Below are 16,764 nucleotides of genomic sequence, written 5' to 3' on the forward strand. Positions count from 1 at the left end.
CGATCAGCCCGCGTTGGCCGATGCCGGTGCGGACATGATGTCCGACATCGGCAGGCGGCGCGGCTTGCTCGGGAACGCGTGGCGCAGGATGCGCCAGACCACCTGGCCGAACTGGCGCGGCAGCGAGCCGTTGTTGTAGTGCTGGCCGTAGCGACGGCAGATGTCCTTCACTTCCTTGGCGATGGCCGCATAGCGGTTGGCCGGCAGGTCCGGGTAGAAGTGGTGCTCGATCTGGTGGCTGAGGTTGCCCGACAGCACGTTGATCAGGAAGCCGCCGCTGATGTTGGACGAACCGCGCAGCTGGCGCAGGTACCAATGGCCGCGCGACTCATTGCGCAGGCATTCCTTCGGGAAGGTTTCCGATTCGGCGGTGAAGTGGCCGCAGAAGATGATCACGTAGGTCCAGATGTTGCGCAGGCCGTTGGCTACCATGTTGCCCAGCATCACGGTGAGGAAGAACGGGCCGGCCAGCAGCGGGAAGAACACGTAGTCCTTCAGCACCTGACGGGCCATTTTTCGCGCCACCGGGCGGGTCTGCATCCACATCGCACGGCCACTGATGCGGCCCTTCAGCCAACGGCCCAGGCGCAGGTCCTGCGCGGCCACGCCCCACTGGAACAGCAGCGCGAAGATCGGCGCGATGATCGGCTGCAGCAGGTAGAACGGCTTCCAGCGCTGTTCCGGGAAGATGCGCAGCAGGCCGTAGCCGATGTCATCGTCCATGCCACGCACGTTGGTGTAGGTGTGGTGGCGGAAATTGTGGGTCTTGCGCCAGTTGTCGGCGGTGGCAACGATGTCCCACTCGTAGGTGTTGCCGTTGAGCTTGGGGTCGCCGGTCCAGTCGAACTGGCCGTGCATGACGTTGTGGCCCAGCTCCATGTTCTCCAGGATCTTCGACAGCGCCAGCAGCAGCGTGCCGGTGATCGCGGCCGGCCACAGCAGCGGCATCCAGAACAACGGCGAGAACGCCGCCACGAACAGCAGGCCACGGCCACCCACGCCGAACCAGCGCACGGCGGCGGCCACGCGGCGGATGTAGCGGGTATCGGAAGCGCCAAGGCTGCCGATCACGCGGTCGCGGATCGCATCGAGTTCCTGGCCGAAGGCTTGCATCTCGGTGGTGCTCAGAGCACGGTCGGTAGCGCGGGTCATGGCAACGGGTCCTCAGAGATCCAGGGTCAGGTCGGTGGTCGGCGCGCTCACGCAGATCCGCACCGGCTGCGCCGATTCGGACTGCAGGTCGCCGGTGCGCAGGTGGCGGGTGGCGCCACTGACGCGATCACAACTACAACTGTTACAGATACCCATGCGGCAGCCATGCTTGGGCTTGATGCCATGGGCTTCGAGGCTTTCCAGCAGTGAGCGACCACGCGGCACGCTCAATTGGCGGCCACTGCGCGCAAGCGTCAGCGACACCTCACCTTCGCTGCTGGCATCGCGCAGCGGCGCCGGCGGTGTGAAGGCTTCGGCCTGGAAACCGGCCACCTGGTGCGCCAGACGCTCGCGCGCGGCGGCAACGAATCCATCCGGGCCGCAGGCCAGCACATGGCGCTGCGCCAGAGGCGTGTCATCGCCGGGCACCAGCAGATCATGGGTATCGATACGCGCGGCCGGCGCCTCACCCTCGCGGGTGGTCAGCAGATGCACGCGCAGGTTCGGATGCGCTGCGGCCAGCGCCTGCAGTTCATCACGGAACTGCAGATGGGCAGCGGTGCGCTCCCAGTAGAACAGGTCCACGGGCGCGGCCAGCGGGCGCTGGCAGGCCTCGCGCAACAGGCTGCGCATCGGCGTGATGCCACTGCCGGCCGCCAGCAGCAGCACCGGCGCCGCGGCCGGCAACTGGAATTCGCCGAAGGCGGCATCGAGGCGGAACAGTTCGCCCGGCTGCGCATGATTGACCAGATGCTGGCTGACCCGGCCGCCGTCGATCGCCTTGACGGTGATCGCCAGCTCGCGCCGACCGAGTGCGGTGGGGCTGTAGCTGCGCTGCCACAGGCGCCCTTCAATCTCGACGCCGAGGGTGACGTGCTGGCCAGCGCGCATGCCGGCCCAGTGCCGGTTGGTGCGCAGGACCAAGGTCGCCGCGCCCTCGCCGGCCGGCTCGCGCCGGACCAGGCGGGCCACCGGCTCGCGCAGGGTCCACAGGGGATTGAGCTGGCCCGCCCAGAAATCGAACAGCGACGGCGAGACCCAGCGGTACGGAGAGAACAGGGACGGACGGACGACAGCGCTCATGAGCGAACTATACGGGCGCACATACACCTGTGTATACATGTGTATATTGAACCGGATTGGGTATGATTCAGCCTCGCCCCACCGGAACCCCCATGGCCGCCGCCACCGCCTTGTCGACGCCCGAAGATGCCAACAGCCCGGCCCGCCGTACGGTGAGCCGCGAGGATCTGCTGGCTGCTGCCCTGAAACTGATCGGGCCGCACCGCAGCCTGTCCACGCTCAGCCTGCGCGAAGTGGCGCGTGAGGCCGGCATCGCGCCGAACAGCTTCTACCGGCAGTTCCGCGACATGGACGAACTGGCCGTGGCGCTGATCGATGCGGCCGGCCGCTCGCTGCGCACCATCATCGGCGAGGCTCGCCAGCGCGCCACCTCCACCGCCACCAGCGTGGTGCGGGTCTCGGTGGAGACCTTCATGGAACAGCTGCGCGCCGACGACAAGCTGCTGCACGTGCTGCTGCGCGAGGGCGCAGTCGGCTCGGACGACTTCAAGCACGCGGTCGAACGCGAGCTGCACTATTTCGAGGAAGAGCTGCAGCACGACCTGGTGCGCCTGGCCGCACTGGATGGCGCCGTACTGCATGCCCCGGAACTGGTGGCCAAGGCCATCACCCGGCTGGTGTTCGCGATGGGTGCCACCGCCATGGACCTGCCACCGGAGAAGGATCCGGAGCTGGTTGAACAGATCTCCACAATGATCCGCATGATCATCGTGGGCGCCCGTACCCCCGCCGCGTTCCGCCGCGGCTGATCGAGGCCCCTGAGTCGGATCCCTTTCCAGAGGAAAGGGCCCTGACCCGCCCCAGCTCCATGAAGCCCGCCACGCAGCGCCACGGCGCCGATGAACCGTGGCCGCTGTCACGGATTTAGATTGCAGATGCGCAGCTTGAGCATCCTGCACGCGCCATTCACTGCGCTCTCACGCACGCTGAATTATTCAGACCACGCGCTCCATTCAGCTTGGTGAGTTATTGAACGGGGTTTGAATCCGGCAAGTGCCGCTGCAGTCGTTTCAGATTAATTGCATGGCCCAGGCAAGACCCGATCCGCACAGTGCCGCCTCCGGTCCTGCGGATGCGGGTCCACCCCAATGAGCTTCAAGGAGAAACACCCATGCGCATGATGCAGTTCACGCCGAAGTTTCCTTCCACGCTTGTCCGTTCGCGGTTGGGTCTGGCCGTAGCCAGCTCATTGATGCTCGCCGCCATGGGCACCGCAAATGCTGTCGACGTCGGCCCCGGCCAGACCGTCACCATCACCCCAGGAAGTGCTTTCGAGGGACAGAATCTCTCCGTCCATGGAGGAACCGCCAATGTTCTCGGCGCCCGCATGGGCGCACTGGACTCGTTCTCTGCAGGCGGCACACAACAGACAATCATCAACGCAGATGGTGCTGGCTTCACGTCAACCACAGGCAATTTCGTACGGAGCTCAACAGCGGTCTTCCGCAATTCGGTGCTGAGCGCCACAACCGGCCCGGCCCTTGGTTTGGCACGATCAGGCGCTGTCGATGGCAATGGACGCCCCTACCCCAGAGTGTCGTTGATCGACAGCTCACTCACTTCCACACGCATCGGACTGCAGGTGCTCGCCGGCGGCTACGCTGATGTAGACGGTTCGACCATTTCCGGCGGTACGTATGGGGTCTCTGTCGGTGCGGGCTCCGTTTCGCTGCGCAATGGCTCGACGGTCAACGGAGTCACAGCTGGAATCCTGATCCTCTCGAGCCCAACCATCGAAGAGAATCTCGCCGACTGGGGCGTGATGGTCGATGGTTCACACATCGAAGCAAGCAACGGCAGCGCCATTCTGTTCGGCGCTCATCTGCCTTCTGTATCCCGTCCGGATACGCTGTTGATACAGAATGGTGCGACTCTGGTGGGGAGCAATGGCGTCATCATCTCCACCCGCGACAACGCCCACTTCGACGTCACCGCCCGCACCTCCACACTCAAGGGCGACATCACCATTGCCGATACCGCCACCGGCACGCTGCGCTTCCTTGACGGCCTCGACCTCACCGGCCGCATCCTCGGCCCGGCCGACGTCATCGTCGACCAGGGCGGCCGCTGGACACTGTCCGGCGACAGCAACACCGGCAACCTCACCCTGGGTGCAGGCAGCAATATCTTCCTCGGTGCTGCGGGTACGGCGGCCTATCCGCAACTGACCGTCAACGGCAACTACGCCGGCAATGGCGGCACCCTGCACTTCAACACGGTGCTGGCCGGCGACGACGCAGCAAGCTCGCGCGTGCATGTCACCGGCAATACCAGCGGCACCACCCAGGTCACCGTCAACAACATTGCCGGCGCTGGTGCACAGACCGTCAACGGCATTCCGTTGATGCAGGTGGACGGTGCCAGCAATGGTCACCTCGCGCTGCAGGGCCGCGCCATCGGCGGCATGTACGAGTATTTCCTGCGCAAGGGCACTCCGGGCGCGACCAACGGCAACTGGTACCTGACCTCGGCCTACACCGGCAATCCGTGCGACATCAATCCGGCGCTGCCGGAGTGCCAGGGCACTGGTCCGGTGGATCCGGTCGATCCTGTTGACCCGGTCGATCCGGTCGATCCGGTGGACCCGGTCAATCCCGTCGATCCGGTCCCCGTGCTGCGTCCGGAGCCGGGCGCGTACCTGGCCAACCAGGCCGCGGCCGTGCAGATGTTCCAGCTGCGCCGCCACGACCGCGGCGAGCCCGGCTTCGACCGCGCCCGCATCGGCACCTGGGTGCGCGCCGGGCGTGACCAGCTGCAGGCGAACGTGGCCGGCCAGGTCGATGCCCGTACCCACATCAATACCCTGCAGCTGGGCAGCGATGTCTGGCGCTGGGGCGATGGCCGTGGCCAGGTCGGCGTGATGCTCGGCACCGGCGAGGCAACCACGCAGGCGGTGTCGACGCTGAGCGGTTATGGCACCCGCGGCAAGGTCAAGGGCAAGTCGGCCGGTGTTTACCTGGGCTGGGTGCAGGATGCACAGAGCAGTGCCGGCCTGTATGTGGACGGCTGGCTGCAGGCGGCACGCTTCGACAACGAGGTGCAGGGCGAAGGCATCGCCCGCGAGACCTACGACTCCAGGACCCGCAGCGCATCGCTGGAAGCCGGTTATGCGTGGGCCATTCGCAGCAGTGAGGCCAGCACGCTGTACCTGCAGCCGCAGGCGCAGCTGGCCTGGACCGACTACGACGGTGACAGCCTGGTCGAAAACAATGGCACCACGGTCGAGGATGGTCGCGGCGGCGGCCTCAACAGCCGCCTCGGCGTTCGCCTGTTTGGCCAGGGCACGCTGCAGGGCAACCGCGTGCAGCCGTTCCTGGCGGCGAACTGGCTGCGTGGCGAGCGCGATGAGGCCATGCGCTTCAACAGTGAGTCGTTGAGCGCGAAGACGCCGGAGAACCGCTACGAAGTGCAGGCCGGTGCCCAGCTTCAGCTGGGCCAGCGCTGGAGCGCATGGGGTGACCTGCGTGTACAGCGTGGCGACAGCGGCTATCGCAACCACGGTGCCCAGGTGGGCCTGCGCGCCGCCTGGTAAGCCCCTCGCCGCCCTGGGATCACCCCAGGGCGGCGTTCCTCGATTTCCCTCGCACCCTGCCGGGCATGACATCCGGCAGGGTTCTGGCACCTAATTGTAATGTTATAACACCGTCGTCCGCGATGTTCTGATCCTGCTTTCGGCTTCGTGATTGCATGGACTTATTTATATAGCCGTTGCTATATCTATGACCCTCTGCTTTCATATGCGTCAGCCAGGTCGCCCTCGCCGCCTTTCCTCTCCCAAGGACGACGCCCTCATGCCCGTTTCCAGACCCCTTTCCCGCCGGCTGCCTCTGGCTGCCGCCATCGCCCTGACCCTGCCGCTGCCTGCGCTGGCAGTCACACCGAAGCCGACCGAGCTGGACCGTGTGCAGGTCAAGGTCAGCACTGCAACCCGCAGCGAACGCCTGCTGTCCGATGTCCCGATCCGCACCGAAGTGCTGCGCAAGGAAGACATCGCGCTGCGCGCGGCCACTGACTTCTCGCGAGCCGCAGAGCTGATCAATGGCCTGCGCGTGGAAAGCAACTGCCAGAACTGCAACACCAGCGAAGTACAGCTGCTGGGCCTGCCCGGCGCCTACAACCAGCTGTTGTTCGATGGCATCCCGCTGCTGTCCACGTTGGGCGGTGTGTACGGCCTGGAACAGATCCCGGCCGGGTTCGTCGACCGCATCGAAGTGGTCAAAGGCGGTGGTTCGGCGCTGTATGGACCGGGCGCGGTGGCCGGTGTGATCAACCTGATCCCGCCGCTGCCGGCGCGCAGCGGTGGCCATGTGCAGGCCGGCGTGGACGTGCTGAAAGGCACGCCGCAGAAGAATGCCGATGTGCGCCTCGACCTGGTGGCCAAGGACGCCGATGCCGGGCTGTCGTTGATCGCCCAGCGCAACTGGAACAGTGGCATCGACTACAACGGTGACGGCTATACCGAGATCACCCGCAAGAATCTCAAGGTCGGCGGGCTGCAGGCCTGGTATGCGCCCACACCGGGCACACGGCTGCGCCTGGACCTGCAGGTGACCGATGAAACCCGCCGCGGCGGCAACCGCCTGGACCAGCCCGAGTACCTGGCCAACATCGCCGAATCGCTGGATACGAAGTACCGGCGCGGCAGCGTGTCGTGGGACCAGGAGATCAATGCCGACGTCGATTTCCGCCTGGCCTATGCCTTCGCCGACATCGACCGCGACAGCTTCTATGGCGGCCTGGGCGACGTGGTCACCGATCCGTCTGCGCCGGGCTATGACCCGTCGCAGCTGGACCCGAACGTGGCCGGCAGCGCGGCCTCGCGGTCGTGGCGCCAGTACGGCCGCACCCAAAACCCGCTGCACTACATCGACAGCCAGTTGAACTGGCGGTTGGGGGCGCACGCGCTGGCCTTCGGCGTGCAGTACAAGCACGAGGCACTGCGCGACGACAACCGCACCGGTGACGGGCAGCGCCTGGCAGTGCTGGAAGACGCTACTTTCCACAACCTGGGCGCCTTCATCCAGGACGAGTGGAGCCTGCGCGACAACGTCGACCTGGTGCTGGGTGCGCGCGTGGACAAGAGCTCGGAACTGGACAGCGCGGTGTTCTCGCCGCGCATCGCGCTGGCCTGGCAGGCCACGCCGAACCTGAAGTGGCGGGCAGGCGTTGCCACTGGCTTCCGTGCACCGGAAATCTTCGTCGAGGACGTACATGTCGATACGCTGGGTGGCGAACAGGTGCGCGTGCGCAATACCGACGGCCTGAAGGAAGAGCGCGCGTTGACCACCCTGTTCGGCTTCGACTGGCGATCTGACCCGGCCAATCCGGTGTGGAGCTGGGATGCCACCGCCTCGTATGCGCGCATCCGCGACACCTTCGCACTGGGTGAGATCCAGCGCGGCGATGACGGCCAGCTCAGCCAGCTGCGCTACAACGCGTCCGGCTCCAATGTGCTGGGCGCGGAAACCAACCTCGGCTGGCAGCCGTCGCCACAGTGGCGCCTGACCGCGGGTGCCTCGTGGTACCGCTCGCGCTTCCGCGAACCGCAGCGCATCTTCGACGACACCGGCGACGGCGGCGACACCGTCATCGAAAGCCGCGACTACCTGAAGACGCCGCGCTGGACCGGCCTGGCCCAGCTCAGCTGGATGCCGGCCGAGCCGTGGGAAACCTTCGTCGCGCTGCGCCACACCGGCCCGATGTCGGTGCTGAACAACCGGCTGGGCGAACTGCACCGCACGCGTTCATTCCTGGTCACCGACCTCGGGGCGCGCTGGCACCGTCACCTGGGCGCGCAGGCGCAGCAGGAAGTGTCGGTAGCCGCCGGCGTCAAGAACGTATTCGACCAGCGCCAGAAGGATCTGGAAGTGGGCGCGCTGCGTGACAGCGACTATGTCTACGGGCCGCGTTTCGCGCGCTCGTGGTACGTCAACCTGCGCTATGCGTTCTAAGCCGCTACGAGCGTTGTTGCTGGCCTGTGCCGTGCTGCTGGCCGCACCGGCGATGGCTGCGGACCTGCATGCGCAGGTCTCCGCCTCGCTGATGCGGCCGGAACAGCGCTCGCTGCGGCCGATGCAATGGTCATCGCCACCGAAGCTGGTGGCGTTGTACTTCGGCGCCGACTGGTGCGCGCCCTGCCATGCCTTCGTACCCACACTGCGCAGCGTGCGTGACGCATTGCGCGAGGCCGGCGCCGATACCGAAGTGGTCTACGTCAGCCTGGATGAGAGCGAGGCCGCGCTGCGCCGCTACATGCATGCGCAGGAGATGCCGTGGCCGGTGCTGGACCCGCGCCGCGCCGCGCGCATGCCGGCACTGCAGGCGTTGGCTGGGCTGGCACCGCCGAATCTGGTGCTGATCGATGCTGACGGCAAGGTGCTGGCCAATGGTTGGCAAGGCCGGCGTTACGAAGGCCTGCAGCCCGTGTTGAAGGAATGGACGAAGCAGGCGTGTGCGCAGCAGCAGGCCCATTGCCCCAACGCCGGCATCCAATCGCGGTAACGCCAGGCCATGCCCGGCGAATTGCTTGACGCAGCCTTACGGCCGCCGGGCATGGCCCGGCGCTACCGTTACGGCGCCTCGCCCTCAGCCTTGCGCACGAACGCTTCGAACAACGCCAGCGTCTGCTCGCTTACATGGTGCTCGATACCCTCGGCATCGCGCCGCGCGGTATCCGGGTCCACGCCCAGCGCCAGCAGGAAACGCTCCACGGTCTGATGACGCTGGCGGCTGGCATGGGCCAGCGCCTCGCCTTCCGGGGTCAGGAACACGCCACGATATGGACGCTGCACCACCCAGCCATCACGGGCCAGCCGCCGCAGCATCTTCGCCACGGTGGGCTGGGCTACGCCCAGGCGGGTGGCGATGTCGACCTGGCGGGCCTCGCCGCCATCGGCCAGCAGATCCGAGATCAGCTCGACATAGTCCTCCACCAGCTCCATCCGGTGCGCCTCGCGCACTTGCCGGAAGCTCTCGACCTGGCGCTCGGCCTCGATCAAGGGGGTGCTTTTCAGCGATGTCGAATCGTCGGTCTTGCCCACGCCTGCGCCTGTCCTTCCGGGGTGATCCGGTGTTGAACCTGAATTCTGGACCAGTAACGCGATAAAGACGATTGTTTCACATTGCTAATGACTATAGCAGGAGCTATATTCGGACCCATGAACACCCTGGCACCCCGCGACCCTTCGGCCTCCACCCCGGCCAGCCTGGGTGCGCTCAACGCCTCGGTGGCGGTGCCCGACAAGGGCCACTGGTGGTTCCGCCTGCTGGCCTTCCTCGGCCCGGGCTACATGATCTCGGTCGGCTACATGGACCCGGGCAACTGGGCCACCGACCTCGCCGGCGGTTCGCGCTTCGGTTACCTGCTGCTGTCGGTCATTCTCATCTCCAACCTGATGGCAGTGATCCTGCAGGCGCTATCGGCGCGGCTGGGCATTGCCACCGGTATGGATCTGGCCCAGGCCTGTCGCGCGCGTTATCCGAAGCCGGTGAACCTGGCGCTGTGGGCGCTGTGCGAGGCGGCGATCATCGCCTGCGACCTGGCCGAGGTGATCGGCACCGCGATCGCGCTGAAGCTGCTGTTCGACCTGCCGTTGCTGTGGGGCGCGGTGATCACCGCCCTGGACACGCTGCTGGTGCTGCTGCTGATGAACCGCGGTTTCCGTGCGCTGGAAGCCTTCGTGATCGCATTGCTGTTGGTGATCTTCGGCTGCTTCATGGTGCAGATCGCGCTGGCCGCACCGCCGGTGATGGAAGTGCTGGGCGGCTTCATTCCGCGCGCGCAGGTGGTAACTGATCCGCACGCGCTGTACATCGCCATCGGCATCATTGGTGCCACGGTGATGCCGCACAATCTCTATCTGCACTCGTCCATCGTGCAGACCCGTGCCTACCCGCGCACCGATGAAGGCCGACGCAGCGCGCTGCGCTGGGCAGTGACCGACAGCACCCTTGCACTGACCCTGGCACTGTTCATCAACGCCAGCATCCTGATCCTGGCGGCGGCCGTGTTCCATGCCAATGGCCGATTTGATGTGGAAGACATCGAACAGGCGCACCAGCTGCTGGCACCAATGCTGGGCGTGGGCGCGGCGGCGACGCTGTTTGCGATTGCGCTGCTGGCCTCGGGCCTGAACTCGACGGTGACCGCCACGCTGGCCGGCCAGATCGTGATGGAAGGCTTCCTGCACCTGCGCCTGCCGCCGTGGCTGCGTCGGCTTATCACGCGGGCGCTGGCGATCATTCCGGTGGTGGTGGTGATCATGCTGTTTGGCGACCAGGGGGCGGTAAAGCTGCTGGTGCTGAGCCAGGTGGTGCTGTCGATGCAGCTGCCGTTCGCGATCATCCCGCTGGTGCGGATCGTGACCGACAAGGTGACGATGGGCGCGCTGGTGGCCCCGCGCTGGCTGGGAGCGATCGCCTGGGTGATCGCGCTGGTGATCGTGGTGTTGAACGTGAAGCTGCTGGTGGATACCTTCGCCGGCGGGTGACGCCAATGCCGGGGTCGGATCCCTTGCCGGAGGCAAGGGCTCTGACCCAGGTAGTTCCACGCCATGCATGGATGCCCTTGTCACGGTATGGGGGTCAGAGCCCTTGCCTCCGGCAAGGGATCCGACCCCGCCATCTCTGCGTCATAGATGCAGCGCAATGGCGGCTTCAATCTGTTGCGGCGACTGGAACCCGGCCAGGCGAGTGCGTTCGTCGCCGTCACGGAACAGCAAGAGCGTCGGCGTCTGCCGCAACCCCAGCTCACGGAAGAATGCCTCCCCCAGCACTTCCAACTGCACGCGCAGCAGGGTCGTGCCCTGCCCCGCCACGCTGTTGGCCACGCGGTGCAGCGACATCTCCAGCATCCGGCACCCCGGGCACTGGTCCTTGTGGAAATCCACCAGCACCCGCGGGTGTTCGGCCAGCAGCTGCTGGAACTGCTCAGGCGTGGTGGCGTCGATGATCTGCATCGGTGTTGCTCCAGTAATGGGCCAGGACCGCATCGGTCCAGGCCTCGATGGCCCCGGCATGGCGTTGGCCATGCGGCATCTGTTCGATCTCCAGCGGCGGATAGTCGCTGCGGAAATAGCGGATCAGCCGGTGCACGGCGCCGCAGTAGTACTCCTGCCCCCACTGCGTTTCGCCGGTGCCGAACACCGCCAGCTGCCGTGGCCGCTCGCCGCGGTCGGCGATGCCGGCCACCCAGGCCTTCATCTCCGCCGGCGTGCGGCCGGCGTTGTCGGTCCAGCAGCCCAGCAGCACCAGGTCGGCTTCATCGGCGGCCAGAGGCGGCGCCTGGCGCAGGTCGTCGGCCTCCTGCCAGTGCACCGCGTGGCCCGCTGCCCGGCAACGCTCGGCAATCTGCCGGCCGAGCTCGCGGGTGTTACCACTCAACGAGGCCACCACAAGCAGAATGCTCAGCGCTTCGCCGGGCTCAGAGGTCGTCGAAGCCGTTGTCGGCGTTGGTCTTCTTGTAACTTGCATTGCGCATCTCGAAGAAGTCGGTCTTGGTCTCAGTGAAGTTGTCGGCGTAGGCCTTGATCCACGGCATCACGTTGTCGGTGGTGTCGCTGTACAGGCGCTCGATGCCGAGCATGCCGGCCATCTTGTTCGCGCGGTACTTCACGTAGCGCACCATCTCGTCCACGTCGATGCCATCAATACCGTCCAGCACCTCCGACGACCACTGCGTCTCCAGTTCGATGGCATGTTCGAATGACTGGTGCACGTAGGCGGTCAGCTCGTTGGTCTGCAGCTCCGGGTTCTCGCCGATGATGGCGCGGATCAGCTCGCTGATGAACTTGGTATGCGCCAGCTCGTCGCGGTTGATGAAGCTGATGATCTTGCCGGTGCCATTCATGCGGTTCTGCCGCACCATGTTGTAGAAGTACGCAAACCCTGAATAGAAGTTGATGCCCTCCAGGATCGAGGACTGGATCAACGACTTGAGCAGGGTCTCGGCGGTCTTCTCGCGCATGAAGTCGTCATACGCGCCCATGATCGGGGCATTCCGCTTGATGATGGTCGGGTGGGTGCGGGCGATCTCGAAGATGCGGTTCTGGTTCGACAGGTCGGTGATCGAGGCCAGCACGTAGCTGTAGCTTTCGTTGTGGATCACCTCCTGCTGGCCGATGATCGCCGCATTGGCATGCGCGGCCGGATCGGTGATGTACTCGGCCACGTTGTAGATGAAGCGCGTCTGCGGCGAGTCGAGCGTGGCCAGCAGGCCGATGATGGAGTCGTAGGCGTTTTTCTCACGAGCGTTGAGCTCGCCGTACTGGCGGGCGTCCAGCTTCATGTCGACCTCGTCGGGAATCCAGAAGTTGGTCGACAGCTCTTTGTAGGCTCGATAGAACGACGGGTACGGAATGTCGTTCCAGTTGAGGATGCCGCTGGTGCGGCCGTTGATGATGCCGGTACTGCGATTGGGATGGCGCGGTTCGAGGATCTTGATGCGGTCGAGGGGGGTTGCCATGGTCTTACCTTCAGGGGTAGCGCCGGGCCATGCCCGGCGGAATATACGATTCCCGCGCGGTGCGCTCGCCGGGCATGGCCCGGCGCTACCGTGCGGTGCGCGCGCCGATCAGCTGGAGCACCACTCGCATTCGCTGATGTCGATGTCGTTGGAGCGCACGTAGTAGGTGGTCTTCAGGCCTTCGCGCCAGGCGCTCAGGTGCAGCTCCAGCAGCGTGCTGGCGCGGATGGTGCTGGGCACGTACAGGTTGAAGCTGATCGACTGATCGACATGGCGCTGGCGGCGCGCGTTCTGGCGCACGCTGGCGAACTGGTCGACCTTGTAGGCACCTTTCTCGTAGTACGGCCAGGTCTCCAGCGACAGGCCCGGCGCGGCCACCGGCCGCCGGAAATCCTTCTTTTCCTCGTAGTAGAACGCGCTGTAGATCGGGTCGATCGAGGCGGTGGAACCGGCGATCTGCGCGGTGCTCATGTTCGGCGCCACCGCCAGCAGCCAGCCGTTGCGCAGACCGTGCGTGGCGACCTCGCGGGCCAGGCTGTCCCAGGCCGCGCCGCTGTAGTCGCGGTCACTGAAGTAGCGTCCGTTGTGCCAATCGCTGCCGGCGAACATCGGGTAGCTGCCCTTCTCCTTCGCCAGCTGCGCGCTGGCCTGGATGGTCAGGAAGTTGATGCGCTCGTAGAGGCGGTCGGCCAGCTGTTCGGCATCCTGCGACTCCCACTGGATCGACTGCTGCGCCAGCAGGTGGTGCCATCCGAACGTACCCAGGCCGATGGCGCGGTACTTGTGGTTGGTGATCGTGGCCTGCGGCACCGGCAGCGCATTGAGATCGATCACGTTGTCGAGCATGCGCACCTGGATCGGGATCAGGCGTTCCAGCACATCGGTGGCCAACAGGTCATCCGGCGCACTGATCGCCCGACCGAGGTTGATCGAAGACAGGTTGCAGACCACGAAGTCACCGGCCCGGCGTGTAGTGACGATCTGGTCGCCGCTGACGATCTCCTGGATCATCCGCGTCGGGCTCATGTTCTGCAGGATCTCGGTGCACAGGTTGCTGGAATAGATCATGCCCGCGTGCTTGTTCGGGTTCCGGCGGTTGACCTCGTCGCGGTAGAACAGGAACGGGTTGCCGGTCTCCAGCTGGCTGAGCATGATCCGCTTGAACAGATCGATTGCCTTTACCGTGCGGCGGCTGATGCGCTCATCGGCCACCAGCTCGGCGTAGCGGTCACGGAAGCTGCCCGAACCACGCTTCTCGTCGTAGAAGTCCTGCAGGTACCAGCCCTTGGCCTGCTTCACCTCGTGCGGATCGAACAGGTACCAGTCGGCGCGGCGTTCGACCGCTTCCATGAACAGGTCGGGCACGCAGACCGAGGTGAACACATCGTGCGCGCGCAGGCGCTGGTCGCCGTTGTTGAGGCGCAGGTCCATGAAGGCTTCGATATCGCGGTGCCAGATGTCCAGGTACACCGCCACCGCACCCTTGCGCTGGCCGAGCTGGTCGACCGACACCGCCGTGTTGTTGAGCTGTTTGATCCATGGAACCACGCCGCCGGAGGAATTGGCCACGCCACGGATCGGCGCACCGCTGCTCCGTACGTAGCCCAGGTAGGCGCCGACGCCGCCGCCGTGCTTGGACACGCGGGCGATATCGGTATTGGAGTCATAGATGCCCTGCAGGCTGTCGTCCACCGTGTCGATGAAGCAGCTGGACAGCTGCCCACCGACCTTGCCGGCATTGGCCAACGTCGGCGTGGCCACCGTCATGTACAGGTTGGACAGCGCCCAATACGCCTCGCCGACCAGCTGCATGCGCCGCTCGCGCGGCTTTTCCTCCTGCATCAGGTACAGCGCGATGGTCAGCCAACGCTCCTGCGGCAGTTCATAGACCTCGCGGCTGCGGTCGCTGGCCAGGTAGCGCGTGGCCAGCAGGTACAGGCCGTTGTACGCGAACAGGCGGTCGCGTTCCGGGTCGATCATCTCGCCGGCCTGCTGCAGCTCTTCCTTGGAATAGCAGCGCAGGATGTCGTTGCTGTAGATGCCGCGGTCGGCCAGGCTTTCCTGCAGGCCCACATACGAGCCGTACTTCAGGCCGACATCGTAGAAGCGATTGCGGCTGGCGCGCTTGTACAGGCGGCGCAGGTAGATGCGCGCTGCAAACTGTTCCCACTCGGGTGCGACCAGGTCCACCCGCGACTCAGCCTCGCGGATCAGCAGATCGACCAGATCATCGGCGCTGATGCTGGGCTTGCGCTCGACCATCGCCTGCACCACGCGGCGGTAGTCGCTCACATCCAGCTGCGGGAACTCGGCATGCACGGCATCGATGCTGCGCTGCAGGCGCTCGGCCTCGAACGGCAGGCGACGGTTGCCGGCCTCCTTGGTGATCCAGGTCGGCACGCGCTCGCCACCGGCGCGCAAGGCGTCGCCAGCGCCGGCCAGATCGGCCACGCGGAAGGTACTGTCGGTCATGGTGGTGAAACTCCAGGCTCGCACGCGCTTTGGCGGTCGATGCCATGGCGGCCCTGCACGCGATACCGGCGCACGGGGCGAACGGGTGGATTGCCAGGGCACGGGAACGTAGGTCGTCGGCATCTGCCTGCGCCTGCGGCCGGTATCCGGGCCGTGGGGGCGACCTGCGTCCGCACGATGGCGGCCGCGTCGACACGGCAAGCCTCAGGGGCGGGCCGCGGGACGTTTGCTGCATGTCCGGCGGCGGCGGCTGACCGGGAGTGACGGCCACAACATAGTGGGGATATCCAAGCTCGTCAACACAAGATGCAGTAATCAACACATGTCGCGACGATCAGTCCCAGGATGCCGTGTTGCACCTGCGACGCCTTGTCGACAGCGCCTGCGTCCCCAGTTCGGTACAACATCAACTTTCCCCGGAACACCGCCCATGCGCGCTGCCCAGTACCCCTCCTTCGGCGACCCGGCCGACGTCCTTGCCATTGCCGACGCGCCGCTGCCTGAGCCCGGCGCCGGCGAGGTGCGGATCCGCACCGTGCTGGCCTCGATCCACAACCACGACCTCCTGACCGTGCGCGGCCTGTATGGCTACAAGCCGGCACTGCCGGCCATCGGTGGCAGTGAAGCACTGGGCGTGGTCGATGCACTCGGCGACGGCGTCGACGGCCTGCAGATCGGCCAGCGGGTTGCCGCCGCTTCGGTGCATGGCACCTGGGCCGAAGCGTTCATTGCACCGGCACGCATGGTGATTCCGATGCCGGAAGCGATCCCGGACGAGATGGCCGCACAGCTGATCGCGATGCCGCTGAGCGCGCTGATGCTGCTGGAGTTCCTGCACGTCGAAGCGGGCCAGTGGATCGTGCAGAACACCGCCAACGGCGCGGTCGGCAAGTCGCTGGCGATGCTGGCGCGTGCGCGCGGCGTGCATGTGGCCAACCTGGTGCGCAATGCCGATGCGGTCGCACAGTTGCAGGCATTGGGCATCGATCATGTGTTCGACACCTCGGTGGACGGCTGGAAGGATCGCGTGCGTGAGGCGACCGGCGAAGCGCAGGCCGCGGCCGCGGTGGATTCCATTGGCGGCGACGCCAGCGGCGATCTGGTCGACCTGCTTGGCCACCACGGCACGCTGGTGTCGTTCGGTGTGATGAGCGGCGAACCCATGCGCATTCCCGCCGGCGGCCTGATCTACAAGGAAGCCACGGTGAAGGGCTTCTGGGGCAGCAAGGTCAGCCAGGCGATGGCGGTGGAGGACAAGCGCCGGCTGGTTGGCGAACTGCTGAAGCGCGCGGCGAGCGGCGAACTGACCCTGCCGGTGGAGCAGATCTTCGCGCTGGACGACATCGCCCAGGCAGCAAAGGCCGGTGCGGGTTCGGGCCGCAACGGCAAGGTGCTGCTGCGGCCTTGATGGCCGGTCAACCGGGGTCGGATCCCTTTCCGTTGGAACGGGATCTGACCCGCAGGAGGAGTGCGGACCAACGGTCCGCACCCACCGGAGCACAGACCGCCCCACCGAGGCCACAGACTTTCGTTAAGAACCTGTGATGTATAACTGAATGCGCTTTCGTCATTGGAAGGCGCATGTACCTGCGTGC

The 16,764-nt window shown here is 65.7% G+C and carries 13 protein-coding genes; 6 read left to right on the plus strand and 7 right to left on the minus strand.

The window, feature by feature from the left end:
* Positions 1-3 precede the first annotated feature (3 nt).
* Positions 4-1,152 carry a fatty acid desaturase family protein gene (locus SMAL_RS11620; RefSeq protein ID WP_006372458.1) on the minus strand — a complete coding sequence of 383 codons (1,149 nt, stop codon included), beginning with the start codon at positions 1,150-1,152 and terminating at the stop codon, positions 4-6.
* A gap of 12 nt (positions 1,153-1,164) precedes the next feature.
* The gene (locus tag SMAL_RS11625; protein WP_050559890.1) at positions 1,165-2,235 is read right to left on the minus strand and encodes a ferredoxin reductase; all 1,071 of its coding nucleotides are present in this window, start codon (positions 2,233-2,235) and stop codon (positions 1,165-1,167) included.
* 92 nt (positions 2,236-2,327) lie between these two features.
* On the opposite strand from SMAL_RS11625, the gene fabR reads away from it, so the two are divergent.
* The 4 genes from fabR (at position 2,328) to SMAL_RS11645 (ending at position 8,736) form a co-directional block, all read left to right on the plus strand.
* Entirely contained in the window at positions 2,328-2,984 is a 657-nt protein-coding gene (gene fabR, locus SMAL_RS11630) for an HTH-type transcriptional repressor FabR (protein ID WP_005409961.1), read from the plus strand.
* Between the two features lie 785 nt (positions 2,985-3,769).
* On the plus strand, positions 3,770-5,767 hold the full coding sequence (locus SMAL_RS11635; RefSeq protein WP_232273979.1) for an autotransporter family protein: 1,998 nt from the start codon (positions 3,770-3,772) through the stop codon (positions 5,765-5,767).
* 259 nt (positions 5,768-6,026) lie between these two features.
* The gene (locus tag SMAL_RS11640) at positions 6,027-8,186 is read left to right on the plus strand and encodes a TonB-dependent receptor plug domain-containing protein (RefSeq protein ID WP_012511315.1); all 2,160 of its coding nucleotides are present in this window, start codon (positions 6,027-6,029) and stop codon (positions 8,184-8,186) included.
* Complete coding sequence (locus SMAL_RS11645; protein WP_012511316.1) at positions 8,176-8,736, plus strand: thioredoxin-like domain-containing protein; 561 nt, start codon at positions 8,176-8,178, stop codon at positions 8,734-8,736. Before SMAL_RS11640 ends, SMAL_RS11645 begins: the two co-directional genes overlap by 11 nt.
* A 68-nt stretch (positions 8,737-8,804) precedes the next feature.
* On the opposite strand, the gene mntR is transcribed toward SMAL_RS11645, so the two are convergent.
* Positions 8,805-9,275 carry a manganese-binding transcriptional regulator MntR gene (mntR, locus tag SMAL_RS11650; RefSeq protein WP_006372477.1) on the minus strand — a complete coding sequence of 157 codons (471 nt, stop codon included), beginning with the start codon at positions 9,273-9,275 and terminating at the stop codon, positions 8,805-8,807.
* Between the two features lie 117 nt (positions 9,276-9,392).
* Between mntR and SMAL_RS11655 the strand changes: the two genes are divergently transcribed.
* On the plus strand, positions 9,393-10,724 hold the full coding sequence (locus SMAL_RS11655; protein ID WP_012511317.1) for an Nramp family divalent metal transporter: 1,332 nt from the start codon (positions 9,393-9,395) through the stop codon (positions 10,722-10,724).
* Between the two features lie 141 nt (positions 10,725-10,865).
* On the opposite strand, the gene SMAL_RS11660 is transcribed toward SMAL_RS11655, so the two are convergent.
* From SMAL_RS11660 to SMAL_RS11675, 4 genes are all read right to left on the minus strand, one after another.
* Complete coding sequence (locus tag SMAL_RS11660; RefSeq protein WP_012511318.1) at positions 10,866-11,192, minus strand: thioredoxin family protein; 327 nt, start codon at positions 11,190-11,192, stop codon at positions 10,866-10,868.
* Positions 11,164-11,643: a flavodoxin gene (locus SMAL_RS11665; protein WP_041864661.1), complete on the minus strand. Its 480-nt coding sequence runs from the start codon at positions 11,641-11,643 to the stop codon at positions 11,164-11,166. The genes SMAL_RS11660 and SMAL_RS11665 overlap by 29 nt, the downstream gene beginning before the upstream one ends.
* A 13-nt stretch (positions 11,644-11,656) precedes the next feature.
* Positions 11,657-12,697, minus strand: coding sequence for a ribonucleotide-diphosphate reductase subunit beta (locus SMAL_RS11670; RefSeq protein ID WP_012511320.1), 1,041 nt, complete (start codon positions 12,695-12,697; stop codon positions 11,657-11,659).
* A 108-nt stretch (positions 12,698-12,805) separates the two neighbouring features.
* Positions 12,806-15,169 (minus strand): ribonucleoside-diphosphate reductase subunit alpha, encoded by a 2,364-nt coding sequence (locus SMAL_RS11675; RefSeq protein ID WP_012511321.1) that lies wholly within the window; start codon positions 15,167-15,169, stop codon positions 12,806-12,808.
* Between the two features lie 430 nt (positions 15,170-15,599).
* Here SMAL_RS11675 and SMAL_RS11680 point away from each other — a divergent pair, with 430 nt between their 5' ends.
* On the plus strand, positions 15,600-16,577 hold the full coding sequence (locus tag SMAL_RS11680) for a zinc-binding dehydrogenase (RefSeq protein ID WP_012511322.1): 978 nt from the start codon (positions 15,600-15,602) through the stop codon (positions 16,575-16,577).
* The last annotated feature ends 187 nt before the right edge of the window (positions 16,578-16,764 follow it).

The organism is Stenotrophomonas maltophilia R551-3 (assembly GCF_000020665.1).
GTDB lineage: Bacteria > Pseudomonadota > Gammaproteobacteria > Xanthomonadales > Xanthomonadaceae > Stenotrophomonas > Stenotrophomonas maltophilia_L.